We start from the raw sequence: 24,438 nt of genomic DNA on the forward strand, positions 1-24,438 counted from the left end.
ACCTGCTTCCGCAGGCCTGATCGATGCTCAAGGACAGGCGATTCGCCGCCTCAGACCACCCCCTGCCCTCGGCGGCTTCGGCGAGGTAGCGTCTGGCGTCGGCAAAGCGGTGGGCCATCGAGGCGACCTGCGCGTGGATGAGCGCCGTTCGCGACGATTCCGCGTCCACGCGATCAAGGTGACTAACCAGAGCCCCCAGGCGGTCGAGCGCACTTGGATCCCCGACAAACTGCAACGTCAATTGCTCCTGCTCTACGAGGTACTCTGCGATGCCTGGCCGCAACGGCGCTTGCCAGAATCGGCTCCAGGCCTGCTGGCGCGCGCTCTCCAGGTTGTTAACGGCGATGTCGCCATCCGTGACCGGATAAACCAGATTGATTTCCGACGCTTCGATCATTTCAGGGCCCCAAAGCGTTTTTCCAGGCCTTCGAAGCCGGTTTTCATCAGGGTGGCAACGATGGTCCTCACGATCAGGGTCGGTTGGTTATCGGCCAGAAACTGCACGCGCCACCCGACGGAGCTGCCGGACCCCTTGGGTTTGACGTCGAACGTTCCCGTGTAGTCCACGACCCCAAATCCACTGACGTTCGTGTAGCGGTAGACCCTTTGCGACTGGTCGATGGCTTCAAGGCGTTCGATGATCCGCTTGCCGTCGATCGTTTCGATGGTGCGCAACTGGCCGACGCCTTCGCCGGTCAGCTCTATGTTGGCGATCAGGGGGTGCCACCTGCCGCCAAACGGCCCGACCACCGCCCAGACCTGATCCGGAGGCGCCGCCAGGTCCACGCCGTCGGCCACAGCCTGCAACTCCGTATTCGGCGAAGCCTCGTAGGGAAACGTCTTGGTGCCAGGCTTGGTCGGATTGGCGGAGCCACCTTGCAGGTACTCCCGGTCGTTGTTGACCATCCACGTAAGCATGAGGTCGACCACGTCCGCGTCGACGGTACGGCCGCCGCCCGTCTGGTAGGCCTTTCCCCGGAGCGTGCTCTTTTCGATCTCAAAAAAGCTTGCGTCGCTCATCGGCTTGGACGCATCGAACAGCAAAAAGTCGTCCAGGTAGACGTTGGCGGCGGCGGCGATCTCTGCGGGCGTCCAGTCCGCCTTGCCGTCGCGCAGGTCCCACTCGGTCAGGCTATCCACCAGGCGCTGGCGAAACAAAGGCTTGAGCCCTTCTGCCAGCGCAAATGGGGTCTGCTGATTCCACAAATCCCGTAGGTCATCGACGCCTTCCAACCCCCCATTGTTCAGGCGCATGTTGGTCTGCTCCGGGCGGCCCACCCAGTCGTAACGCAGCGGCGGACGCTCCACGGGATTATTGCCCGCCGCCAAAGGGGTGGTTTCCGCAATCGCGCCGAAGAGCGAGCCTTCGCTGGGGTTGAGCACGCGTTGGGTGTCGAATTCGATGACGATCGCCAGCACGTTGTCATGCTCCAACAGGTTGGGAACTTTTGTCGTCCCCCCCACCCATGCGAGTAAGAAGGGGTCGGAGCGCAGGCCCGCAAATACCCGGAATACCCCATCCGGCGTCGATGCGCCGTTTTCGTCATTGACCACAAAACGCAGCGTCTGGCCCCCAGGACACGTCAAGGTGCCGCGCTGGACCGTTTTCCCGCCTTCGGGTTCGAGCAGGCCAAACCGGCAGCTGAAGCGATACTCTTTATCCCCTGGCGTGAACTTCGCATCTTTGCCGGTGCCGGCCAGCGCCACCCTGCGGATGACGATTGAGTGGTTCACCGCGTTGGAGAACACCGCCGTCACCCCCGCCGAGGGAAAGACGTTCGCGGCCAGCACCGTATGGGCGGGGTTTTCGGGGCTGGTGAACGCGAACAGATCGGTGAGATCGGCCGCCGGGTCACCGATCTGCCGTGGACCGTCGATATGGTCTGACATGGCGATCCTCCTGCGTGGCTACCGGTTCACTGTCCCGTGGGCCCTTCCCATTTCATGTGCCCGGTGGTCGCGTCAGGTGGGCCCCCAAAGGGCGTGACCCGGCCCGCTTCCTCAGGGATGGATTTCAGGTACTCAACGAGCGCCCAGCGCTGCTCGTCGGTTAACAGCGGGCCAATGACGCCGTTTCCCCGGGGGCCCTCCTCGAACGAGTGGCCGGCATTCGAGTTGCCCTCCAGGGTCGTGTCCATGAGGAACTTGCCCGAGTTGCCCGTGGTGTCCACCCCCACCTTGGCCGGGTCAAAGTCCCGGCCGACGTAGAATTTCTTCGTCCGTTGCGCCGCCGGGACCAGCATCTCGTACAGGTTGGGCACCGACCCGTTATGCATGTAAGGCGGTTCTGCCCAAATGCCGTCGCGGGGCGCAGCCTTGTACGAGCGCTCCGGCGGATGCGGCAGGGGATATTCCCGGTAGCCGTGGAGCTTGACCTCCTCTTCCGGGGTCAGACTAAGTTTCTTCAATGCCGTCTCCAAAAGGCTTCTGCTCACGAAGGGTTCAAAGACCTTAGTGGGCACGACGGGACGACCTTGGAATGGGGGCGGCAGGTAGGGGGCCAGTTGGGCGGTCAACACGTACGGCTGAAAATCTTCGAACTGCATCGGGTCGGTGCCGATGTATGTTTGCGGCACGATGCCAACTTCAAGGAAGCGCTTGCCGTACTTGTTGGGTTCGGTCCATGCGTAGGGGTAGGCATTGTGGCATTCCGCGCAGTGATTGGCGAAGAGCTTTTTGCCCTCCGCCGCTTTAGCGACATCGATTTTTCCAAAGAGCTCTTCCGGCCACTTGGGTGGTGCCAGGCGACAAACCAAATCCTCGATCTTCTCCAGATTGCGCAGGCGGGCATTTGAATCGAAGAGCCCTTCGTCGGGTGACTTCGAGGCCAGGTCCATGGGGAGGTAAACGCCCTGGGTTTCGCCGTAGTTGCGGGCGATCGGGTCTTGCGCAATGCCGCTCCATTGCGTCCACGTCCCCTGCGGGGCATTCCAGAGAAACGGGGGCTTGACCGGTGCCAGGGGCGGAAACCAGTTCTCAGGAATTCTCGGCGCGATCGTCGTCCGACGGTTGATGATCAGATTGAGGGCGTCCATGCGCCCCGGCCCCCAATCATGGGGGGGGGCCATGATGCGGCTGGTGTAGTAATGAACGCGCTCGGCGTCATTTTCGAAGCGTTTCCGCAGGTCGCCCCTGGCGTCTGAACTCGAGGTCCCGATCCGGGCCGCCAAACGATCGAACTTTGCGGGGTCACGCAGCGTCGCCTGCATGGCGTCATCGGCCTCATAGAACAACGCCTGGATGTCTAAATGCATGCCGACATCGCCATCGATGCGAATGCGTTTTCCCTGATAAAACAGCTCCGCGTTATGACACGCCGCGCAGTTGATGCCGGCATGCACGCCCTTCCACCGGCCTTCGCGGATCACCTCCTTGGTCACCCCAATCGGCAAGCCATCGGGATTCGTCTCTGGATCGGGCCGGGAGGGAGTAAGGCCATAGCGTTCCATATTGGCATCCGACCGAAAGGACTGCTGGCTATCGGCCCGTTCCAGGTTGAGGAAGATGTCATAGGACATCATGACGCTCCCCTGCGGTATCCAGTACCATGTGTCCCGGTCCGCTTGGGACCACCCCTGATCGAGGTAGATGACGCCGCCATCGGAAGGCTGCGGCGCGAGTTCGCCGGACGAGGAGCGCACCGAGACGGATCCGAACAAGTAGAACGCGAGCGCACAGGCCCAATAAAGTGCCAACGCCAGAGAAGCGGCCATGCAAAGAACTTTCGGCATTCGCGGCATGAGAACCTCCAAGAGGGATAAGGGGGGAAAACCTGCGCTTGTTCTGCGCTTACTAAAGTGGATACCAAACGGGAGTCGCCGCCGCCATTGTACTTTGGTGCAATTCCAGCTGGCGTGCCCCAGCTATGCCTGGACTTTGGTAGGGTCGAGATCTGGAGGCAGAGCCTATTGGGGTTGTAAGCCCAAACCCCCGAAAATTCCGCCATCCCAACTCCAGCCCCGCCACGATCGCATCCAGGTAGATGAGCTGTCCGTCACCACGGAAGCGTAGTGCCCGTTCAGGTGGGCGTGGCGCCACGCCGCCGCCAGCTTCTTGACCAGCGCCAGGGGCTTTCGCGTTGCCGCTCGCCCCGGAGACCAGAAAAAACCGGAGGCTGGAAGAAAGCGTCGACGACGTTTGGCTTGATCCCGCCTTACCCTGAGGAGCTGGAGCAACGCAAGGGCGAGAGCCGATTGGTTGCCGCGCAGACTTTTTGCTGGAACAGGGGTCGCCGCCCTGATTGCCTCCGATTTTTTCTGGTCTCGCGTGATGGACTGACGGAAACGGCCAAACTCCGCTACCGTTTCCGTTAGGCAACCGCAATTTGCTCGCGCGCCAAGGCCTCCTTCACCGCCACCGCGAGATCGCTTCGCAGCTGAGCCAAGTTCTCGTGGCCATCCGTCCAAGCGCGAAGTTGAAAGGTGACCGCCCCGGCGCTGAAGCTCACGACGTGGGCTTGCGGCAAGGGTGCCTCCGCCACCCCCGGCTTGGCCGCGACCGTCGTTTTCAACACTTCCATCACGCGTGCGGGATCGGCGCCCGCGGTGGTGATCACCCCTTTCAAGTCGATATTATCTTTGATGGCGAGGCTCAACGGCTTACGATTCTTCCTGTTTTCAGAGGGCGGCCAATAATCGATGAACGCGCGATCGTGAGCGCCCGCCACCGGGCGCACCGGCAGAATCGAGCAGCCGCCGAGGCAGCTCAGCAACGAAATACCCGCCAGAATCCATTGAGCGGTGACGCAGCGACGCGCTTTCATCGGTTGAGCAGCACGCGGCCGGATCGGGGCGCCGAGAGAGCGACCTCGATCCCGCAAGCGACGGCAGTTCTGGAATGGGATAAAGCCGGAGCTATCTCAGGCCCGCGTTAAAACCCCTACCTCCAGCCCGCAATACACAGCAGAAATAAGAAGCCGCTGGATAGAACGATCAAAGTCATCATACCGGTTCCTCCCAAGCCGCAGGGCGCGCCGTTAAGTAGGAAGTGAAGGGCGGTTTAACACGGCCCCCCACGATGCGGGAACCCTACCGCGATCTTCCCACCTCCCTTTAAGCATTTATCTTCACCGGCTTTACGCCGAAACTAAACGGTCCTCACCGCAATGGCTATTGGACCTTGGTTCAACCCGAAGACCCCCGTGAAGCAGTTCAGTCCGGTCAAGGGCGCCGTCGATTCGCTAACGGGGCCGCCTTTTTCTCTCCCCCACAGGACCATCCCCAACCGTTCTGCCCTGGAGGAAGTCCGGCCGGCGCTTCCCCAAGCGGGTCGATGCAGGCAAATCGGTAAGCGGCCTCGAATAGCGTCGCACACACCTCGAGCTCACCCCGATCACGAGGGGTGTAGACGACCATGATGCCGGCAGGAATCACCCCGGTTCTTGCCAGCTGATGCGGTTCGGCCCAGCCGCGGACGATGGCCCAGTGCGCATCGACGAGGCGCATCGCCAGGTAAATCGTCGGGCCTGCGCGCAGGCACCGGGCGAACTCCTGGGGCGAAATAAAGGCCCCAGGGTTGCTGGCCCTGGCGTTTTCGGTCACGCAGAACGATACGGCAGGCAGGTCCCCGGTGATAGAAATGCCACGTTCCACGTGCGGCCAGGATGCCACCCCTTCGACCAGCCGGTCCGTCCAGGTTCCGTCTCGGTTATCGCTGCATTGGAGGTGGCAGACGCCGCGTTTCATCTTTGGCCTGCCGCCTCGTCTGCTTGGCAGATCACGCAGCATTAGCGAGCCTTCCTCCTGCACCTCTGATGCTAATAACATTCCCTTATGCTTCCTGTTAATGGGCGTGGCGACGGCCAGGACGACGCGCACCGCGTTTAGCCATGTGATTTTACCTATGGAAAGGCCACGCCCCATCCTGGACGGCGGTAGGTCAGGCGTTCTTTCGCACGGTAGCCGCCGAGATCGTGCTTTGCTAACCAATGGTCGGCGCCCGTCAGATCGAAAGTCGCAGTTCGTTGGCCTGCGGCGTCGAAACCCTCGCGACGGGTTGGATCCTGCAGGCTGAGCGATAGGGCGAACGCCAACGCCATGGCCGGGACGGCGGCCGCATCGCTCAATTTGGATAACCACGCGCGCTTCACGGGAATATGCAATCGGTCGAAGGGGGGCAAATGAACAAAGCCCCTACCATTCTACGCGCGCAATCTGGTGCAGCCCGAAAGACGATTGCAATTATACCTTAGTACACTCCCGGAAGGCCTATTGACCTGGACGTTCGCACGACGCGTTGGTGCAGGACCCCGTCGCAGAGGGGGGTTGCCGGTGCAATCGTTCGAAACCCGGGCCCGGTGCCCTCGGAGGCAACCCACAGGGTAAGTATTCGGCCTCACGAGTTGGTGCCCATCCGCAAGCGCCGGGCGTGGTCGAGGGCGGCATGCTACCAAAGTACAATAGAAAGCCCTCTCGCAATCGCGTACGATGCTGCCAAGCGCCGGTCACGGTGCGGTCACGGCCGTGGCGGCGTAGGAAGGCAGGTGCCCTATGAAAGCGATTCTCTGGTCGATGATGGCGCTGCTGGCCATCGGGCCGGCAAACCGGGCGAGCGCCCAGCAAACCCGGGTGCTAATCGACCTTTCAGAGCAACGGGCTTACCTGATGGAGGGTGGCAGGGTCAGCCTGGTCGCTCCCATCTCCTCCGGCAAACCCGGCTGGTCAACGCCCACGGGCCACTTTAGCGTTTTCAGCAAAGACATCGATCACCGCTCACGGAGCTTCGGGTCGGTCCTCGACGCCTCCGGCCGGGTGGTTAATGCCAACGCCACCCCGGCGAGCCGCATCCCTGCGGGCGGTCATTATCGGCCCGCGCCGATGCCCTTTTTCATGGAATTCAGCCCGGCGGTGGGGCTGCACGCCGGCTACCTTCCCGGCTACCCGGCCTCGCACGGGTGCGTGCGGATGCCTCGAGACCTTGCGGCTCGCTTTTTCGGGCGAGTCCAGGTGGGTACCCCGGTCACAGTGGTCGGCAACGCGCACGTGCTCACTCGGGTTCGAAAAGCCCTGCCCGCCTTCCTCTAAACCCCGGTGCGGTCCTCGACAAGAACGCCGCGGTCTGACGCGCGCGGACCGGTACCGTCGCTATACGCACAGTCATAAGTGATTGCGAATAGAATGGGGTGGCTTTGCATTTACGATGTCTATTTCCCACCGGTATCGATGCCGTCAATACCGCTGCTGGAGCGGGATTCGCCCAATGGACGCAGGGAAATGAGACCTTACGCCGTCTGCGTTCCATCTAACCATTTCGCACCTTTTAATGCCCTTGTGTATAGATGCGCGGCATGGAGCTATAGGGCCAAGGGCCAGTAGACATCGCAGTGCAATCGGATATGCTACTGGGGGTAAGCTGCTTATGGTGAGCGGCAAGGCCCCTTCTACCGTGTCCTATCGCGCCGGTCGGCTCTGTCCGCTTGACGACGGCTTTCGCCGGCGTCGCTCCGCCCTAGGCTCATTCATTCCGCGAGGCGCACCATGACCACGCAGACCCCCCGGAGCTCAGAACCCGCCACCGTCTTCATCGTGGACGATGAACCCGCGGTGCGCAAAAGCCTTGCCCGGCTGGTTCGTGCCGCCGGTTACGAAGTGCAGGCTTTCGCCTCCGCCCGGGAGTTTCTGGACCGCTCAAATCGAGACGCCCTGGGCTGCATCGTGTTGGATGTGACCATGCCGGACTTTACGGGCTTGGAACTGCAGGGGGTCTTGACCGCCACACGAAGCATTCTGCCGATCATCTTTCTTACCGGGCATGCGGACGTCCCCAAAGCGGTGCGCGCCCTGAAAGGCGGGGCGGCCGATTTTCTCAGCAAACCGGTGCAAAAAGACGAATTGCTGGACGCCATCGATCGAGCGATCCGCACGAACCGGGTAGCGCGTGCCGGACTTTCTCGACGGGCGCACGACGCCGAAGCCCTACGGTTGCTGACCGCTCGGGAATACGAAGTCTTCGTGCACGTGGTCACCGGGAAACCGAACAAAGTGATTGCCGCGGACTTGGGCACTTGCGAGCAAACGGTTAAGGTCCATCGCGGCCGGGTCATGCAAAAGCTGCGGGTCAACTCGCTGGCCGAGTTGGTGCGGTTGGCCGACCGGACGGGGATCCGGAGCGCCGGGGCCTGGACACCTCAAGGTGGTGAGGGCAGTGACCCATCTGCAGGGCATTCGCCGCCCGTTTAACCGGCCTTTTAGCTCGCTGCACCGGGCGGCGCTACCCTCCGATCCCTTTATGCCCCGGCGGCTACCGCTTGGTGGTGAGACGACGACCGCCGTCTGCCCTGAGGGCCGGGGCACGACGGCTGCCTTTCACCGGCCTAACGCGCGGACCCGTGAGCTTCGCCGCAGGATCGCGCCGCGCGGCCGGCCCGCGTCGTTATTAACCGAAGGTTCAATACCGATTTCGGGCAGGTCTGCTAACGTCGGGGGTGAATCGTATGGCGCACTCCCTTATTGCCGTCGTGGACGACGAAGCCCCCGTGGGCAAAGCCCTTACCCGGTTGCTGCGTGTGGCGGGGCTGGACGTGGAGACGTTCGCTTCCGGGGCGGCATTGCTGGACTCGTTGCAAACTCACACCCCCGACTGCGTGATCCTTGACCTACACATGCCGCAGATGGACGGCTTTGAAGTGCAAGGCCGGCTGACGCAGGCGGGGGTGCGGGTGCCGGTCATCGCCATCACCGGCCGAGATTCCCCACAGGCCCGTGACCGCGCCCTGGCGGGCGGCGCCACGGCGTACCTCGCCAAGCCGGTGGATCGCCAGGCGCTGCTCGACGCCATCGCCGTCGCGATTGATTACCCCCAAGATCCACAATGAACCCACCCTCAGGATCACCCGACAAGACCAATGAGGGTTTCGATCCGCAGCGTCCCTGAAAGCGGAGCCCGAGGGTGATCTGGGCGCCATGCAAGGCCATTTGGTAGAGGAAGTGAGGAAGCGAGCGCTTCAGGGCTGGCGAGGATTGGACCATTTTTTGCGCCCGCATCGCGGTGAAGCACTCCCGAGAACGCGCCGAGGTAGCTACCTTTGTTGGAATTTAACCCGGAAGGCACTTTTGGCAGATGCTATACTCGGGGTGACACGAATTGTCCCAAGGCGGTTCGCGGGCGGCGACCGTCGGTGGGTGCTCAACGCTGGGCCGGCTCCGTAGGGAGGTCAGACAACCGTGGGAGGTGAGGCAACCGCAGGCGCTGCAAATGGTGATGACGGACCTTTCCACATACGCGCTGGAGCTTTTACAGGAAGACGCGGCGTTCGTCCTTTACCGCGGCCGCAGGGACGCAGAGCCCCGCCGGATCCTGGTGGTCAGGCCTCGGTCGACCTCCCCGGCGCGAGAGACCTTGAAACGGCTCGAGCGTTACCATGCGCTCCGGAGCGAGCTGGACCCGGCCTGGGCCGTTCTCCCGATGGCACTGGTTCGAGACGGGGGCCAGAGGGCGCTGGTGCTTGCGGACCCGGGCGGTGAGCCCCTGGATCGGCTGCTCGCGCGCCCGTTGGACCTGAGGCAGTTTCTGCGCATCGCCCTCGGGCTTTGCGCCGCGCTGGGCAGGCTTCATGCCCGCGGCATGATTCACAAGGACCTCAAGCCGGCCCACGTCATGGTGGACCTGACGTCTGGCCAGGTTTGGTTGACGGGTTTTGGGATCGCTTCGCACGTGCCGCGCGAGCGCCCGGCCCTTGAGCCCCCCGAATCGCTTGCGGGGACCCTCGCCTACATGGCGCCCGAGCAAACCGGCCGCATGAACCGCTCGATCGACTCGCGCAGCGACCTCTATGCCTTGGGGGTGACCCTCTACGAGGTGCTCACGGGCGCGCTGCCGTTTAGCGCCGCCGATGCCCTCGAGTGGGTCCACTGCCACATGGCAAGGCAGCCCTTGCCGCCCGCGCAACGGAAAAAAGCGGTCCCTGAAGCGCTCTCGGCCATCATCCTGAAGCTGCTGGCCAAGACCGCCGAAGGGCGCTACCAAACCGCCGCCGGGCTGGAAGCGGACTTGCGGCGATGCCTAGGGGAATGGGAGGCCCGCGGCCGCATCGACCCTTTTGGGCTTGGGGCCGATGACGTCCTGGACCGGCTCCTGATCCCGGAGAAGCTCTACGGGCGCGAGCGGGAAAGCCAGGCGTTGCGCGAGGCCTTCGAGCGGGTGGCCGCGAGCGGCACCCCGGAGCTGGTGTTGGTGTCGGGCTACGCCGGCATTGGCAAATCCTCGGTGGTCAACGAGCTGCACCAGGCCGTCGCGCGGTCGCGGGGCATTTTCCTCTCGGGCAAGTTTGACCAGTACAAACGGGACATCCCTTACGCGACGCTCGCCCAGGCCTTTCAGGCCCTGATCGGCCGAATTCTGAGCCAATCCGAAGCCGAGGCCGGGCGTTGGCGGGAGGGGATCCGGGAGGCGGTTGGCCCTAACGGCCAACTGATAGCCGGCCTCATCCCCGAGCTGGAACGGCTCCTTGGCCCGCAGCCGCCCGTGACCGAGTTGCCCCCTCAAGAGGCCCAGCACCGCTTCCAGGCGGTGTGGCGGGCTTTCCTGGGCGTCTTTGCCCGCGCGGAGCACCCGCTGGCGCTTTTCCTCGACGATTTGCAATGGCTGGACGCGGCCAGCCTCGAGCTCCTCGAGCACCTGGTCACTCACCCGGACGTCCGGCACCTGCTCCTGATCGGCGCCTACCGGGACAACGAGGTCAGTCCCTTTCATCCGCTCAGGGGGGCGTTGGGCTCGATCCGCCGGGCCGGGGCGCGCGTGGAGGACATCGTGCTCGGCCCGCTGCCGCTCGAGGCGGTGAGCCAACTTACCGCCGATAGCCTGCATCAGGAGCGCACGCGCCCCGAGTCCCTGGCGCGGCTGGTGCACGAGAAGACGGCGGGCAACCCCTTCTTTGCGATCCAATTCCTGGCGGCGCTGGCCGAAGAACGCCTGTTAGAGTTTGACCCGCGCCAAGCGGCCTGGCGCTGGGACCTGGAGCGCATTCGCGCCCGGCGCATCACCGACAACGTGGTCGACCTGGTCGCCGGCAAGCTCCATCGGCTCGGGGAGGCCACCCGACGGGCGCTCGAACGGTTCGCCTGCCTTGGAAACCGGGCTGAGGCCGCCATCCTGGCGGTCGTTCATGGGGCCTCGGAGGCGGAGCTGCACGCGGAGCTCCGCGAAGCGGTCCGCGAAGGGCTTGTCACCCGCTCGGCCAGCTCGTACCAATTCGCCCATGACCGCATCCAGGAAGCCGCCTACTCATTGATCCCCGAGGCGATGCGCGCCAACGCCCATCTGCAACTCGGCCGTCTCCTGGCGAGACTGCCTCCCGAAAAGCTCGCCCAGAACCTCTTTGATACCGTCAACCAGCTCAACCAAGGCGTGGCGCTCATCTCGGACTTGGACGAGAAAGGGCGCGCGGCCCAACTCAACCTGGAGGCCGGCAGAAAAGCCCGGGCTTCGACGGCCTACGCGGCCGCGTGCACCTACCTGGGGGTGGGAATGACCCTGCTTGGCCGCGAGGGCTGGCAGAACCGGTACGAGCTTGCGTTTAGCTTATGGTTGCTGCGCGCCGAATGCCAGTTCCTGTGCGGAAACTTCGAAGAGGCGGCCTCCCTGATTTCGGAGCTGCTCAAGCACGCCGCGTCGAAAGCCGATAAGGCGGCCGTCTATCGCTTGAGGATTAATCTCCACATCCTGGGATCGACTTACCAGGAGGCCGTCAATAGCGCGCTCGAAGGTCTGCGCCTGTTCGGCATCGAGTTGCCGGCCCACCCCACCCCGGAGCAGGTCCAAGCTGAATACGAGCTGGTTTGGCGGAACTTGGGCGGCCGGCCCATCGAGGGCCTGATCGACCTGCCGCCCATGACCGACCCGGAAATTCAGGCGGCCACGCGCGTGCTGTCTGCCCTCTACTCCCCGGCGTTCTTCACCGATACCAACCTGTTCCTGCTGTCCATCTGCCGGATCGTGAACCTGAGCTTGGAGCACGGCACGACGGATGCCGCCGCGCACGGTTACGCGTATTTTGGGTTCATTTTAGGGCCGGCCTTTCACCGCTATGCCGAGGGCTACCGTTTTGGAAAGCTCGGCATCGACCTCGTCGAGAAGTACGGATTTGTTGCCTACCGGGCGAAGGTTTACATGACCATGGCCTGGGTTGCGATTTGGACCCAACCCGTCACGACGGCGCTGGACTTTATCAGGGCTGCCTTTGCCGCCGCGGTCGAAACGGGCGACCTTACTTATGCCTGTTACTGCTGTGACCATACCGTCACCGACCTTCTGGTGCGAGGGGATCACCTGGACGAGGTGTGGAGCGAGTCCGAGAAATGCCTGGATTTCGTCCGGAAAGCCAAATCCCGTGACTATGTGGAGCGCCTCCTCAGCCAGCAACAGTTCATTCAGAGCATGCGGGGAGGCAGCCCAACGGCCTTCACCTCCGAAGGCGCACGCGTCGACGAGGCCGCCTTCGAGGTACAGTTAACGGGCGACCGGGCCATCGTTTGCTGGTACTGGATTCTTCAACTGCAGGGGCGATTCATCCTGGGCGACCACGAAGCGGCGCTCGCCGCCGCCCAGAAGGCCAAGGCGCTGCTTTGGGCCGCGACGGGTTGCGTCCACTTGGCCGATTACCATTACTACCTGGCCCTTACGATCGCGGCGCTCTTTGAGACGACACCCCCTGAGCAACAGCGCGGGTGGCGCGAAGCGCTCACGGAGGCCATGGCGCAGCTTCGCGAATGGGCCGAGTGCTGTGCGGCTACCTTTCTGGACAAATACGCCCTGGTTGCAGCCGAGGTCGCCCGCCTCGACGGGCGGCTTTTCGAGGCCGAGCGCCTGTACGAACGGGCGATCCGGTCCGCACGCGAAAATGGTTTTACCCAGAACGAGGGCATCGCCAACGAACTTGCGGGCCGATTCTACCTTCGCCGCGGTTCAGGGGCAACGGGCCACGACCACCTCCGGGATGCGCGCGCTTGTTATTTCCGGTGGGGCGCTCGGGGCAAGGTGAAGCGGCTCGACCAACTCTACCCGGAACTCACAGGGGTGCCGCTTGAGCCGACCATTACGATGGGCGCGTCCCTCGAGCAACTTGACCTCACCACCGTGGTCAAGGCCATGCAAGCGGTGTCCCGTGAGATCGACCTCGGGAAACTCGTCGAGGCCCTTATGGTGATTGCGGTCGAGAGCGCCGGTGCCGAGCGAGGCCTCCTGTTCCTGCCCCATGGGCAGGAGCCCGGGACCGCGGCGGAGGCCGCGACGCGGGACGACAAGGTCGAGGTGACCCTCGCGCAAGCCTTCGTGACGCCCCCCAAAGTCCCCGAGTCCGTCCTTCGCTACGTGATGAGGACGCATGATCGCGTGATTCTGGACGACGCCTCGGCCCCGAGTCCATTTTCGCACGACGACGACGTGCGCGCGAGGCGTCTACGGTCCATCCTGTGCTTGCCGCTGGTGAAGACGGGCGCGTTGGTCGGCGTGCTTTATCTCGAGAACAACCTGACGCCCCGCGTTTTCACTCCGGGTCGCCTTGCGGTGCTGGAACTGCTGGCCTCACAGGCGGCGATCTCTCTAGAAAACGCCCGATTGTACGCTGACCTGAGGCAAGAAAACTGCGATCGAAGCAAGGCTGAAGAAGCGCTGCGTGACAGCGAGGAGCGCATGTGCCTCGCGGCGGAGGCTGCCGACTTGGCCATGTGGACGTGGGACATCCCGCAAGACGAGGCTTGGAGTTCGGACCCAGGCCGGGCGCTGTTCGGCTTCACGCCGTCGGAGAAACTCAGCTTCGAGCGCGGCCTGCAGGCGGTGCACCCGCAGGATCGCGAGGCGGTGCGCCAAGCCGTCACCAAGGCGCTGAGCGGCGACGGCGAGTATGAGAGCGAGTTCCGCGTCATGTTGCCTGATGGGCAGGTGCGGTGGATGGCCGGGCGTGGCCGCGTCGAGTTCCAGGGCGGCAAGCCGCGGCGCCTGCGCGGCGTCTCGCTGGACATCACCCGACGCAAGCAGGCCGAACTGGAAGCGGCGCGGCAGCGCAACGAACTGGCCCACCTCTCGCGCGTGATGCTGGTGGGGGAGCTGTCCGGCGCGCTGGCCCACGAACTCAACCAGCCGCTCACGGCCATCCTGAGTAACGCGCAAGCCGCGCAGCTTTTGATGGCGCAGGGGGGCGCCGATGCGGCCGAACTGCAGGACATCCTCAATGACGTCGTGGAGGACAGCAAGCGCGCGACCGAAGTCATCCGGCGCCTACGGTTGCTGCTGAAAAAGGGCGAGGTGCAACGGCAGCGGCTCGACGTGAACGAAGTGGTCCAGAACGCCCTCAAGTTGGCGCGCAGCGACTTGGCCCGTCAGCAGGTTGCCGTGGAGGCCGACCTGGCGCAGCCCCTGCCGACGGTGCCCGGCGACGGGGTGCAGCTCCAGCAGGTGCTGCTCAACCTGGTGGTCAATGGCTGTGACGCCATGGCCGGCGTCGAGGGGTCTGAGCGCAGGCTGCGGGTGCGCACCGAGCTGGGGGATGGCCAAGGGGTGCGGGTATCGGTGACCGACCAGGGCGGCGGCATTCCACCCGATAAACTAGAGCGCATCTTTGAGCCCTTTTTCACGACGAAGGGGCAAGGCATGGGCTTGGGCTTGGGGGTGTGCCGCACCATCATCTCGGCCCACGGGGGCCGGCTTTGGGCCACCAACAACCCGGGGCGCGGCGCGACGTTTCAGTTCACGCTACCCCTAGCCTAAGTTCGAGAGCGGGAGATTTTGGGGGGGTCGGATTCGAAGCCCAGACCTGTAGGCTTCGGAAACGTGCCCGCATGGCTGAACCTTCCGTATCTTCCGGGGATTTATCAACTTCGATCAACTTCGCGTCGTGCTCCGCAGCGTCCAGCCCGTTGGTGTGGCGGCGCCTGCTCGTGGCCAGCCACCCCAGCCTCGCCGACCTCCACTCCATGCAATCCTCCAGCATACCTTCGCTTGGAGCGACGAGCACCTGCACCGCTTCCTGATCCATGGCACGGCCTACGGGGTCCCGCGCCTGGGCGGCATCGCCTTCTGGGGTAGCGGGAGGGAAGCCGCGATAAGACCTCACAAGAGCCGGATGCCCCGGTCAGGGGGCAGCGGCGGGGCATGGGGGTCTTCTCGGAAAGGGTGGTTTTTAAGGACCGCAGCCGAATGCCGAAGGTCCACCTTGTCGCCTCGGGACGGCCATTCTCGAAATCCATTCTTGAAACCGTTTTCTTGGAATGTCGCGCCCGAGCTGAGTTTCGAGAACCGCCATGCGGATCGGCTACGCCCAGGTATCCACCGATGAACAGCACTTGCAGCTGCCCCCTTACCGGGGATCCGGCTCTTGTGAAGTCTTATCGCGGCTTCCCTCCCGCTACCCCTGGAACTCGGCCCGGCTCAAGCGTTTTCCTTCCGGTTCCGAGGCAATGCTGAGGGATTGCCCGTTTTCGGCGTCCTGAATCATGTTGGGCCGTTTTAGTATTGATAACGCGCTTTATCAATACTAAACGGGCCGCCTGCGACACCGTTTTAAATTTGTAAATGTGCCGGAAGGCCATTTCGCGCCGCACTGCAACTTGCTGCAAGGGAACCACTTAAGGAAACTTAGGGTCGGGCCGCTTCCGAGTAATTCCTTGAAGGGTTCGCCCCGGTGGCTGTGCCAACAGCGCAGCACTTCAACGATTCCTTCGGCTTCTTTGCGCAAGTAAAGGATGCGGTAGGAGCGTTTGAAGGCCGGGAGCTCTTGCACTTCGGGGTAAGCGGTGCGCCGCAGGTGGTGACCGCGGCGGACAACGCCCGGGTCGCTGAGCGGGCGGATCGCTTCGGCCGGAAGATCGTGCGCGTACTGTTCGCCGCGCTAGGGTTCACCCCGCCGGCTCCAGTAGGCGACGATTTTCTCGAGATCACCCCAGGCGCTTCGGGTGAAGACTACTCGGAGCCTCCTGGCGGCCATCGTTCGCGCACTTTCGCCATGAACTCTTCGGCGCTATAAGTGCGGCCGGCGCGTGGGTCGGCCAGGGCCTCGTCGATAGCGTGATCCATCCGCAGCGCTTCACACACTTCGATGAATACCGGGGAATCATCGGGCAGTTCATCAATAAGGAGGTGGACCTGTTGCTTGAGGGTCATGGTTTACCGCCAATAATGGTTCGCAAGGATCCAGCTAACGGTCAAGGCATGAAGGCCGGAAAACAAGGCGCGCCGACCAGGGGTTGTAAGCCCAAACCCCTGAAAATTCCGTCACCCCAACTCCAGCTCCGCTCGGCCATTGCCCAAGTCGGCGGCAAGAAGGAGCTGACCGGCAGGACCGACATCGAAATCGAGGTCAGCAACCCGTGCGCACGGCTGATCGCGAATGCGATCGTCTACTACCACGCCGCCATCCTGTCGCGGCTGCTCGCCAAATACGAGGCGAGCGGCAACGCGAAAGCCCTGGCGCTGATCAAGCAAGGCCTGATCATTCTTGCGGTAGGCGCAGCAGCAGGTCAGCTCCAGCCCGCGCTGGCGGCCATAGGCCACCAGCGTTTCATTGATGAAGGCGCTATCGATTGTCCACGTCCGGCCCGCGCAGCGGTACCGGCAACTTCGCCCGCACTTGCTCAAGGGTCTGAATAAGTAGGGTTTGTTCGCGCACCACCATCGCCGCGCACTGGAGTCCAGCCCGAGGCGATATCGGTCAACACCAAACTATGGACGTAATTGCCCAGGGTCGATTGGCCGCAGTGGGCCACCGTCGTACAGACGACGGGCACGGGTCTTGGCCGCTCGCCCAAGGCCTGCGACGCTTGGGCCGCCGCGCTTCAGCAGCCGCAAGACATGCTTGCGGTGAAAGCCGGTAGTTCGTCGCAGGGTCCGAGCTGGCCGGGGACGGTGGCATCGATCCGGCGCCGGAGCGCAGGCGGATCACGGACCGGCAGAAGGGCGCCAGGTGTTCGTACCAGACCAGCCGCTCACGCATACGGGCGGCTAGCGCAAGAATTTGGCCGGGATCTCGTCGGGGAACTCAGGACAGAGGCCGGAGCGTTCAAGCGGTCCTTCCGGGCCGTAAAACCTCATTTTGCCTTTGCGGTCGCAGACCCAAACCTCCCGGACGCCGACCCCGAAGAAAGCCGCCGCCTTTTCGCGGAGTTTGGGTGGGGTGTCGCTGGGCGATTGCACCTCGACGCAAATGTCCGGCGCAAAGTCCGGCACGCTCAGCTCCTCGCGCTCGACGCGCCGGGCCAAGGGGGCTGGGTACCAGACCGCGTCGGCAATCTTGACGCCTTGACCGGTCGAAACGGCCCCTTCGGCGAAGGTGCCCCCCCTCGGGTAAGAGCCGGTTCAGGAGCTCGCTGATGCGCTGCCGGCGCACGCGGTGGGGCATTAAGGGCGGTGGGCTCATCATCAGGCGGCCGTCGCGGTCGGTCTCTACCCGTTCGAGGACGTCCTCGAAACGAGGGTCGTCGACGATCCGGTCCCAGACCTGACGGTTCAAGGCGTGCTGCTCGGCAAAGGGCCGCGCGGTAGCGGGTGCGCTCATGGTTTACCCCTGCACGATAACCGGCACATGCTGGTTGGCCAAGCGATCAGCGCGCGTCTTAGCATCCTCCAGCCCGTAATCGTCCCGCTCCCGAACGAACAGCGGCGAATTCTCTGAGCGGACTCGATACATCCGAAGCAGGTAGCCGTGGTTGCGTGTGCTGCGGATCTCAAAATCGTAGGAACCGAAGAGATGATTGAAGAGGTGAAACCGAAGCCCCTAAGCCGCCGCCGCCAGAACCGGACGTCCGGCTCATCCCGCAATCCTCCCGGTTACCTGAAGCGTTAGTCGACGAACTCATCGACGTCTCGGCCCGGCGAAAGGGGACCGGCCAAAAGGACTGGTCGCATCAGGACATCGTGGCCCATGCGCTCCGGGAGTGGTTCGACCGGAGTAAGTGAATGCGGACTTTCATGAATTCACGTTTGCAACCATGATGCCTTGAGGGGCGCGCTGTCCCGAACGCACGCCACGGAAGATCCGAGCGTTGATCAATGACCTGGAAAAAGCCGGCTGGGTGCTCGATCATTTCACCGGGAGCAACCGGGTTTTTAGGCACCCCGGCGTTTACCACTCAATCGCGCTCAACGATCACGGCTGACCGTGCCCAGGCCCGCCGATGGGCAGGACCGTGACCGAGTAGGGTTGAAGCTCCAAATCGAAGCTGGGGCCCCCGCCCCTGACCTGCATGATCCGCGGCACCACTCTGTAAGGCTCATCCAAAGTGTTCGTGTCCTGCGGGTTGGCCGAGGTCAGCACCACCGCGAGGCCCGCAGCGGCGCCGCCCGCGCCGTTCAGGGTCACGTGCAGCGGCTGGAGTTCCCCGGCCATATTGACCAGCTTCAGGTAGATGGTTCCATCCCGCGTGTCGCGCGTGACGCTTTCATACAGCAGCGAGCCGCCGCTCGTCGTCAGCTTTGCCGGCAGCACCACGTCGCCGTGGAGCCAGTCGAACATCACCTGCATGTAGTAGGAAGGCGACCCGTAGCTGCGCAGCGCGTCGTAGCCGATCAGGTTGGTCGGCCACTGGTAGGCGCCCGGGTTGACGTTGGCCAGCAGCGGCGCGTAGCACTCCATGATTACCAGGTCGGCGTTGCGTTCCAGGCCGGTCAGCCAGGCGGCGTCGCCCAAGGCGGCAAACAGGTCCGGCGTCGGGCTACCCTCTTGGGAGGCCCATTCGCCCACGAAGATTTTCGGTCCGGTCCGGCCGTAATTGCTCGGGTCATAATGGCTGGACATGCGCGCCATGCTCCGGGGCGAGTTGTAGAAGTGATCGTCCACCACGTCGGGCGTGCGGCTGCTGACGCGCGTCGTAGCGATCAGCTTCAGGTTGGGGTAGGTCGCCTTGATGGCGTCGTAGAATTGGGCAAAACGGCCTTCGTAGCTGCCCGAAGTGTCAAAGAAATCTTCGTTGCCGACCTCCACGTACTCCAGCGGGAAGGGCGCCGGGTGGCCATCGGCGGCGCGCCGGGCGCCCCAGGCGGTGCTGGTGCTGCCGGTGACGTACTGAATCTCATCGAGCGCGTCCTGCACGTAAGGCGCCAGGTCCGGGCCGGGGTTGACGTGGGTGCCATTAAGCGAGTAGCCGGCATAGACCGCCAGCAGCGGCTGCATGTTCAAATCCTCGCACCATTCCAAAAACTCCAAGAGCCCCACCCCTTCGTCAGAGCGGTAGCCCCAGGTGCCCATGTGCCCGGGCCGCAGCTCGATGGGGCCGATCGTGTTTTTCCACTCGAAACGGGTCTCAATGGTGTTGCCCTCCAGGTAATTGCCGCCCGGCATCCGGAGAAAATGCGGCCTCATGGCCGCCATCATTTCCATCAGGTCGATGCGGTTGCCGTTGGGGCGGTTGCGGTACGTGGGTCGAAACAGCGACACCTGGTTGAGCCAGAAGGTGCCGGCGCTGCCCGTGGAGATCACAAAGCGGGCGTCATCGGTGAAGGGCGCATAAAAGGTCTGGAGCAGGACGCCGTATTTCGCCCAGTCGGTGGTGATCTCGGGCACCTGGGCCCGGGCGTACACCGTCGTGCCGTCGGCGCTTTGCACCTCCAGCGTCAGCGGGCCGCTGAAACCTGGGGCGGCTTTGGCCCAGAAGGAGGCCCGGTAAGTCATCAAGGGCCGGACGGGGATGCCCCAGTAGCCCTCGTTGGCGACCCCCACGCGCGGGCCGTGGCTCACGTCCACCCGGAGGCTCACGGTCAAGGCGGTATTCGGCACGGGTTGGCTCGGGTCCAGGGCGATCGAACCGGCCCCGCCGCCGTCCTGCACGACCGACCAATGCACCGGGGTGGTGGGGTCATCCTTAAAGTCCCGGTTCTGGATCAGTTCGCCGTAGAGGCCGCCGTCCAGCGAGTGGTTGATTTCCTCGATCATCAGGCCGTTGAACAGGGGATCAAGCCGGGCCCCTGGGTGGGCGGCGTCGACCTCGAGCGCGGCCGGTTGCACCGTCGGCACGGTCAGGGACGGGTTGCCGATCTGCGCAATCCGCAGGATATCGGCCCCGCTCAGGGCGGCGCCGTAGAGGCGCACGTCGTCGATGGCCCCGTTGACCCAGTCCACGTAGCTGCCGGCAAACTGCCCATGGCCGATGCCCGTGTGGCCGCTCGCCGCCCGGGGTGCCACGCGATAGATGGTGTCCGCGAGGACCCCGTTGACGTAGAGGGAGACCGACTGGGCGGCGGCATCATAAACGCCGGCCAGGTGGTACCATCGGCCCGCGACCGGCGTGAAGCCCGACTGGGCGTTAATGAAAAAGCTGTAGGGAATGGTGAAGGAGAACTGGTGGCTGTCGCCGCGCAATTGCAGGAAGAAGGCGCTTTCCGGGTTGGTGGGTTCCGGGCCGTCTTCGCTGACGAAGGTCTGGTAGCCGTTGACATCGTTGAGTTTAACCCAGGCAGCCACCGTATAGCTCTGGGTGGTGTCGACCACATCCGTAGGGACGTCGGCGTAGCTGCCGGGGGCACCGGGCAGGCTGAGGGCATAGGGGCCCACGAGGCCGGCCGTCCAACCGGCGCCGCCCTGCAGGGTGGCATCGTGGTTATTGCCCGACGCATCGTGGGCCACGATGCCGGTGCCCTCGTCGAAGGGCCAGTAGGCAGCCGGGTTGACCGTCTGCGCGCGCAGGCCGGCAGCGGTTATCATGAGCCCGAGCAGGAGGCTGACCGTGAGCCAAGAAGGCGGGCGCCGGCGCATCTGCCTCACGCCTTGGTGGAGGTAAAAACGGGGTTGCATGGTTTGACTCCTTCATGGGCGATGGGCGGCTACTCTTTGCAGACACTAGGGAAAAAGCAGCCGTAATAGCGGTTCGCGTACGCAGGAGGCTGCTCCTATGGATGGGCGATTGGCCTGACTTTTTTCGCCTTGGCTGGGCCAGGGATTAAGTACAAGCGATTTGGAGAGCGGGAGATTCTCAGGGTCGGACCGCGATGCTTTGCACCGGCTGCCGGAAGCCGGGATACAACCGCGGAACACCTCTTCCCGTTCGCTGCCTGAGCACCCGGGCCCGGATCAGCTGTCGAACTGCACTTAAATCGTAGACTGGCCACCCGGGTGGCCAACTGTCGTTCCGGCACGTGGCCGTTGCGCACGACGGCCGCGTGGCCCTGGGCCGTGCGCCGACTTTGGTGAGCCCGCAGTAGGCTTGTACCTCGTGGTCAATGGCGGCTTGGAGCATTTTGCGAGCGTCTTGGGCGATGAGTTCTTCCAAGGGACTGCGGGCGTCAAGTTCTGCCGGCTCCTCCGTACGCGCCGGACTAATCACGCCCATATCAGGTGCGCCAAGGCGGTGGTTACTTGCGAACTGCCCGGGCCCGGGGCGTCCGTTCCGCCACGCGCTGGACGGGGAAGTCGGCCGGCTTCGCGATACAGACCATTTGGTTAGGTAAAAAATCAGGTAGCAAACAGCGATCTGAGTTAAAGCCACGCAAAATGCGGGAGAGCAGAATTTTACGGAGCAGTATAAGGTGGAATCGACCTTTCTGCGTGTGGACGGAGCGGATCGTTTTGGAAGACACGTCGATCACGAAGTGTTAATCAAAACGTACGAGGCTTTCTCTGAAGCCTTTTACCTTCGGTATTTTCCCTTTTTTGTCGATGGTGAAACCCTCTTCTTCCAATCGTGCCGCCTGACCGGCTGCGCCGCCGGGAAACCGAGCGATCAGCCCTCCGTTCGCATTTATCACCCGCCAGTAAGCAATATTTTTGCTTGAGTCATTAGCGATCGCTTGGAGAGCCTTTTGGGTCGTAACAGGACAAGTCCCTCGCACCTTGAACTGATCAGCAAGTTCCTTACAAAGCAGCTTGGTCGTGATGAGTTTGCTCTCAGGGATTTGCTTTATCAGGGCTGCCACGGCCGCACGACTTGGTAACAGCATTTTCCCGGTACCCCCAAAGAATTTTACGCGGTCTTTGGGGATGTCAACAATGGCATCTTCGTTGGGTTCCATAAGTCTTTTGCGCACCGTCTTGCCATCCGGCCAGTGCAGCACAAATGATTCAGGCGATGGTCAGGTGCGGTTGCTTAGACGCTTATGCTCCTCCAGCGAGAGGACCTTATCTTCTTTCACGGTGCATCCTTTCGTTGCGGACTGCCTCGGGTGAGGCAGTCGGGTTTCTTTTTCGTTACTGGAAGGATGCGCCTTTCTTTACGCCCTCATCCGCAACTTTCGGTTATACCTCGCTGGAGGGGGCGCCAGTCCACGAATCAAGTACAGGAAATCGCCTCAGTCTACGATTTAAGTACGGTCCGACACCAATCCCTGAAGGCACCTCAATGCCTGATACCATGTCCCCCAAGCGGTCACTCATACGCGTTCGGGCCACGCAGGTTCAAATCCGGTCCCGTCAGCCGGCCGATTTGTACAGTTTTAAGCCGCCGCAGTAATACAGGCGCAAACAATCAGCGCGATCCAAGCCGCGCTGCCTCGATTACGGCAATATCGATCTTTTTCATTCCCATCATCGCGTCGAAAGCGCGTTTGGCGGCCGTCCGATCGTGACCGGTTACCGCCTCCAGAAGCACCCTTGGGGTGATCTGCCAGGACAAGCCCCACCGATCCTTGCACCACCCGCACTGGCTTTCTTCTCCCCCATTGTCAACGATCGCGTTCCAGTAACGGTCGGTCTCGGCCTGATCCTCGGTGACAATCTGAAACGAGAACGCTTCGCTGTGTTCGACGGCCGGGCCGCCATTGAGGCCGAGGCAGGGTATTCCGAGCACCGTGAACTCGACCATCAACACATCTCCCAGCTTGCCCGCCGGATAATCGCCAGGGGCGCGGTGAACCGCGGTGACGGCGCTGTCCGGAAAAGTCCGGGCGTAAAATCCGGCGGCCTCTTCCGCTGTGCCGTTGTACCAAAGGCAAATAACGTTTTTCGCCGTCGTCTGTACCTCCTCGTCAGTCGGCAAGCCTGTCCGTTGCAACGAAAGAATGTCATGGAAGCCGACAATCCTCAAGAGTCCAAAGGAGCGGAAAAGCGATAACAAAGCGTTGGTGCCATTGCCGGACCCGGTTCAAGGAACGTGTCCCCGGACCGAAAAATTGATTCCTCTCAAGGCGCGGACCAACGCCCCAGACTGTCGAGGAATCCTTAAGGAGATGATAATGGCGGCGTCAGCGGAACAGCCAGTTGATCACGGCCACGGTCCGGTGCACTGGGCCGGGAACCCACGGCGGCAGCACCGGGTTTGGCCGGTCTCTTGGGAGCCGGCACCCTCCGGGGCAGCGTTTCAGGCGTCCCTGATAGGGGACGCGCTCCCTCTTCCACCATTCAGACCGTTATTCCGGTAGAAGACCGGCTCAGGGGGGCGCCGGAGGATGCTGCGCACCTTGTTGAACGGCTCTTACACCAATTCAGAGGGTTACCTTGGTGGAAGTTCAACCGGGTTTCAGCCCCGAAGGGGGGGCAGAACATAGCCCAGGGTTTACCCTGGGTAACCGTAAAATCACGATCGAGCCCTGAAGGGGCGGCAGAAGGCGTTGTCGGCAGGTTCTGCTGCCCCTTCAGGGCTCGATCGGGGGGAGGGGTGCGTTCCCAGGGTGGAACCCTGGGCTATGTTCTACCGGCCCGTTGGGCCTAAGACAACATTTTCGCTCGATGGTCATCGAAATGGTATGATTGAGACTTGATCGATACGATCAGGGTCATTTTTCCGCGGATTGTTCGGTGATTACATTTGTTAAAGCTCAATAAATGCCCCGTCCAGGGACTGAAAGTCCCTGGCTAACCTCAGCCGTCCCTGCGGGACCAAAGCGCCCCCATCCAGCGGCCCTTAACTAAATGGCAGTGGGATAAAACCCGGGGCTAAGTTCCTTTGGCCCTTCAGGCCATCAAACCGCCTCCCGGCCCGTTGGGCCTATGCCGTTTATACGGTCTGATAGGTGTAACGCCGGCAGGGCACCTGGGAAGGAAGACATAATTTACCTCCATGGAACTGCTGCAGCGACCCGGCAGCTAATCCTGTGAGCGCATAAAAACCTCCTCGCCGGGCCGAAACAGGTTTGTAAGCACCAACCGGCGGTCCCCCACATCGATCAGGTTAACCACCTTGTTGCACCACCGCTTGACGCGTTTGGCACGCATGCCAGACCCGAGTTCGTTGATGCCATACCTCAGGTGTTCGACGGTGAGCAAGACTTGCTGGTTGGCCCGGCGCTGCCACGTGCCTCGCCCGGCCAGATTATCCTCTGGACTCGTGCCCGGACCGTGGCCGGCCGCCATCTCGACCGAGAGTGAATGGTCTGAGCTAAACTTCAGGCGCACATCGACCTGAGCCGCTTCCAGAGGGCCAAACCTTTCCACGCCCGCCCAATCGCCGATCAGAGGATCCTGTGGTGCGTCCCCGTGTGCGCGATGGGTCGATTGCAGTGCACCACTCCAGCAGACGCATGCCAGCCAGCCCGCCGCGGCTGCTATGACCCATGCCCGTTTCGACTTAATAAAGCTCACATCCGGCA

At 62.8% G+C, this 24,438-nt stretch carries 17 protein-coding genes and 1 pseudogene; 6 read left to right on the forward strand and 12 right to left on the reverse strand.

Going from position 1 to position 24,438, the window contains the following annotated elements; all coding sequences use genetic code 11:
* The 6 genes from JO015_07190 to JO015_07215 form a co-directional block, all read right to left on the reverse strand.
* Positions 1-397 (reverse strand): hypothetical protein (locus tag JO015_07190; GenBank protein ID MBV9998884.1); only part of this gene is annotated, 397 nt, incomplete at its 3' end.
* Entirely contained in the window at positions 394-1,890 is a 1,497-nt protein-coding gene (locus tag JO015_07195; protein MBV9998885.1) for a DUF4331 family protein, read from the reverse strand. The genes JO015_07190 and JO015_07195, both read right to left, overlap by 4 nt.
* Positions 1,891-1,916: 26 nt before the next feature.
* On the reverse strand, positions 1,917-3,713 hold the full coding sequence (locus JO015_07200; GenBank protein ID MBV9998886.1) for a hypothetical protein: 1,797 nt from the start codon (positions 3,711-3,713) through the stop codon (positions 1,917-1,919).
* 596 nt (positions 3,714-4,309) lie between these two features.
* A complete protein-coding gene (locus JO015_07205; GenBank protein MBV9998887.1) occupies positions 4,310-4,762 on the reverse strand; it encodes a mechanosensitive ion channel in 453 nt (150 codons plus the stop codon).
* A 397-nt stretch (positions 4,763-5,159) separates the two neighbouring features.
* Positions 5,160-5,765, reverse strand: coding sequence for a hypothetical protein (locus tag JO015_07210; GenBank protein MBV9998888.1), 606 nt, complete (start codon positions 5,763-5,765; stop codon positions 5,160-5,162).
* Positions 5,766-5,839: 74 nt separating this feature from the next.
* The gene (locus JO015_07215) at positions 5,840-6,088 is read right to left on the reverse strand and encodes a hypothetical protein (GenBank protein ID MBV9998889.1); all 249 of its coding nucleotides are present in this window, start codon (positions 6,086-6,088) and stop codon (positions 5,840-5,842) included.
* Positions 6,089-6,512: 424 nt separating this feature from the next.
* Between JO015_07215 and JO015_07220 the strand changes: the two genes are divergently transcribed.
* The 4 genes from JO015_07220 to JO015_07235 all read left to right on the forward strand — a co-directional run bounded on the left by JO015_07220 (position 6,513) and on the right by JO015_07235 (position 14,700).
* Entirely contained in the window at positions 6,513-7,022 is a 510-nt protein-coding gene (locus JO015_07220; protein MBV9998890.1) for a L,D-transpeptidase, read from the forward strand.
* A 453-nt stretch (positions 7,023-7,475) separates the two neighbouring features.
* Complete coding sequence (locus JO015_07225; protein ID MBV9998891.1) at positions 7,476-8,177, forward strand: response regulator transcription factor; 702 nt, start codon at positions 7,476-7,478, stop codon at positions 8,175-8,177.
* Between the two features lie 254 nt (positions 8,178-8,431).
* Entirely contained in the window at positions 8,432-8,812 is a 381-nt protein-coding gene (locus JO015_07230; protein MBV9998892.1) for a response regulator, read from the forward strand.
* Between the two features lie 410 nt (positions 8,813-9,222).
* A complete protein-coding gene (locus JO015_07235; protein MBV9998893.1) occupies positions 9,223-14,700 on the forward strand; it encodes an AAA family ATPase in 5,478 nt (1,825 codons plus the stop codon).
* On the opposite strand, the gene JO015_07240 is transcribed toward JO015_07235, so the two are convergent.
* Positions 14,681-14,968, reverse strand: a complete 288-nt coding sequence (locus tag JO015_07240; protein ID MBV9998894.1) for a hypothetical protein — start codon at positions 14,966-14,968, stop codon at positions 14,681-14,683. The two genes, JO015_07235 and JO015_07240, sit on opposite strands and share 20 nt — an antisense overlap.
* Before the next feature lie 645 nt (positions 14,969-15,613).
* On the opposite strand from JO015_07240, the gene JO015_07245 reads away from it, so the two are divergent.
* Both JO015_07245 and JO015_07250 read left to right on the forward strand, forming a co-directional pair.
* Complete coding sequence (locus JO015_07245; protein MBV9998895.1) at positions 15,614-15,955, forward strand: hypothetical protein; 342 nt, start codon at positions 15,614-15,616, stop codon at positions 15,953-15,955.
* 260 nt (positions 15,956-16,215) lie between these two features.
* A pseudogene (locus JO015_07250) lies at positions 16,216-16,407 on the forward strand (Tn3 family transposase).
* Positions 16,408-16,929: 522 nt separating this feature from the next.
* Here JO015_07250 and JO015_07255 read toward each other — a convergent pair.
* The 5 genes from JO015_07255 to JO015_07275 form a co-directional block, all read right to left on the reverse strand.
* On the reverse strand, positions 16,930-17,187 hold the full coding sequence (locus tag JO015_07255; GenBank protein ID MBV9998896.1) for a Uma2 family endonuclease: 258 nt from the start codon (positions 17,185-17,187) through the stop codon (positions 16,930-16,932).
* An 886-nt stretch (positions 17,188-18,073) separates the two neighbouring features.
* A complete protein-coding gene (locus JO015_07260) occupies positions 18,074-20,713 on the reverse strand; it encodes an alpha-L-arabinofuranosidase (GenBank protein MBV9998897.1) in 2,640 nt (879 codons plus the stop codon).
* 797 nt (positions 20,714-21,510) lie between these two features.
* The gene (locus JO015_07265) at positions 21,511-21,927 is read right to left on the reverse strand and encodes an MGMT family protein (GenBank protein MBV9998898.1); all 417 of its coding nucleotides are present in this window, start codon (positions 21,925-21,927) and stop codon (positions 21,511-21,513) included.
* Between the two features lie 452 nt (positions 21,928-22,379).
* Positions 22,380-22,889: a VOC family protein gene (locus JO015_07270; GenBank protein ID MBV9998899.1), complete on the reverse strand. Its 510-nt coding sequence runs from the start codon at positions 22,887-22,889 to the stop codon at positions 22,380-22,382.
* A 1,046-nt stretch (positions 22,890-23,935) separates the two neighbouring features.
* Positions 23,936-24,430 carry a hypothetical protein gene (locus JO015_07275; GenBank protein ID MBV9998900.1) on the reverse strand — a complete coding sequence of 165 codons (495 nt, stop codon included), beginning with the start codon at positions 24,428-24,430 and terminating at the stop codon, positions 23,936-23,938.
* Positions 24,431-24,438: the final 8 nt, after the last annotated feature.

The sequence above is a fragment of the Verrucomicrobiota bacterium genome (assembly GCA_019247695.1).
In the GTDB taxonomy this organism is placed as follows: domain Bacteria; phylum Verrucomicrobiota; class Verrucomicrobiia; order Chthoniobacterales; family JAFAMB01; genus JAFBAP01.

What these genes read in the sequence shown, in the direction of transcription:
- JO015_07240 (MBV9998894.1), bottom strand. Translation starts at nt 14,968, where the DNA reads ATGGATCAGGAAGCGGTGCAGGTGCTCGTCGCTCCAAGCGAAGGTATG.
- JO015_07260 (MBV9998897.1), bottom strand. Translation starts at nt 20,713, where the DNA reads ATGCAACCCCGTTTTTACCTCCACCAAGGCGTGAGGCAGATGCGCCGG.
- JO015_07210 (MBV9998888.1), bottom strand. Translation starts at nt 5,765, where the DNA reads ATGTTATTAGCATCAGAGGTGCAGGAGGAAGGCTCGCTAATGCTGCGT.
- JO015_07265 (MBV9998898.1), bottom strand. Translation starts at nt 21,927, where the DNA reads ATGGAACCCAACGAAGATGCCATTGTTGACATCCCCAAAGACCGCGTA.
- JO015_07230 (MBV9998892.1), top strand. Translation starts at nt 8,432, where the DNA reads ATGGCGCACTCCCTTATTGCCGTCGTGGACGACGAAGCCCCCGTGGGC.
- JO015_07195 (MBV9998885.1), bottom strand. Translation starts at nt 1,890, where the DNA reads ATGTCAGACCATATCGACGGTCCACGGCAGATCGGTGACCCGGCGGCC.
- JO015_07220 (MBV9998890.1), top strand. Translation starts at nt 6,513, where the DNA reads ATGGCGCTGCTGGCCATCGGGCCGGCAAACCGGGCGAGCGCCCAGCAA.
- JO015_07225 (MBV9998891.1), top strand. Translation starts at nt 7,476, where the DNA reads ATGACCACGCAGACCCCCCGGAGCTCAGAACCCGCCACCGTCTTCATC.
- JO015_07205 (MBV9998887.1), bottom strand. Translation starts at nt 4,762, where the DNA reads ATGAAAGCGCGTCGCTGCGTCACCGCTCAATGGATTCTGGCGGGTATT.
- JO015_07200 (MBV9998886.1), bottom strand. Translation starts at nt 3,713, where the DNA reads ATGGCCGCTTCTCTGGCGTTGGCACTTTATTGGGCCTGTGCGCTCGCG.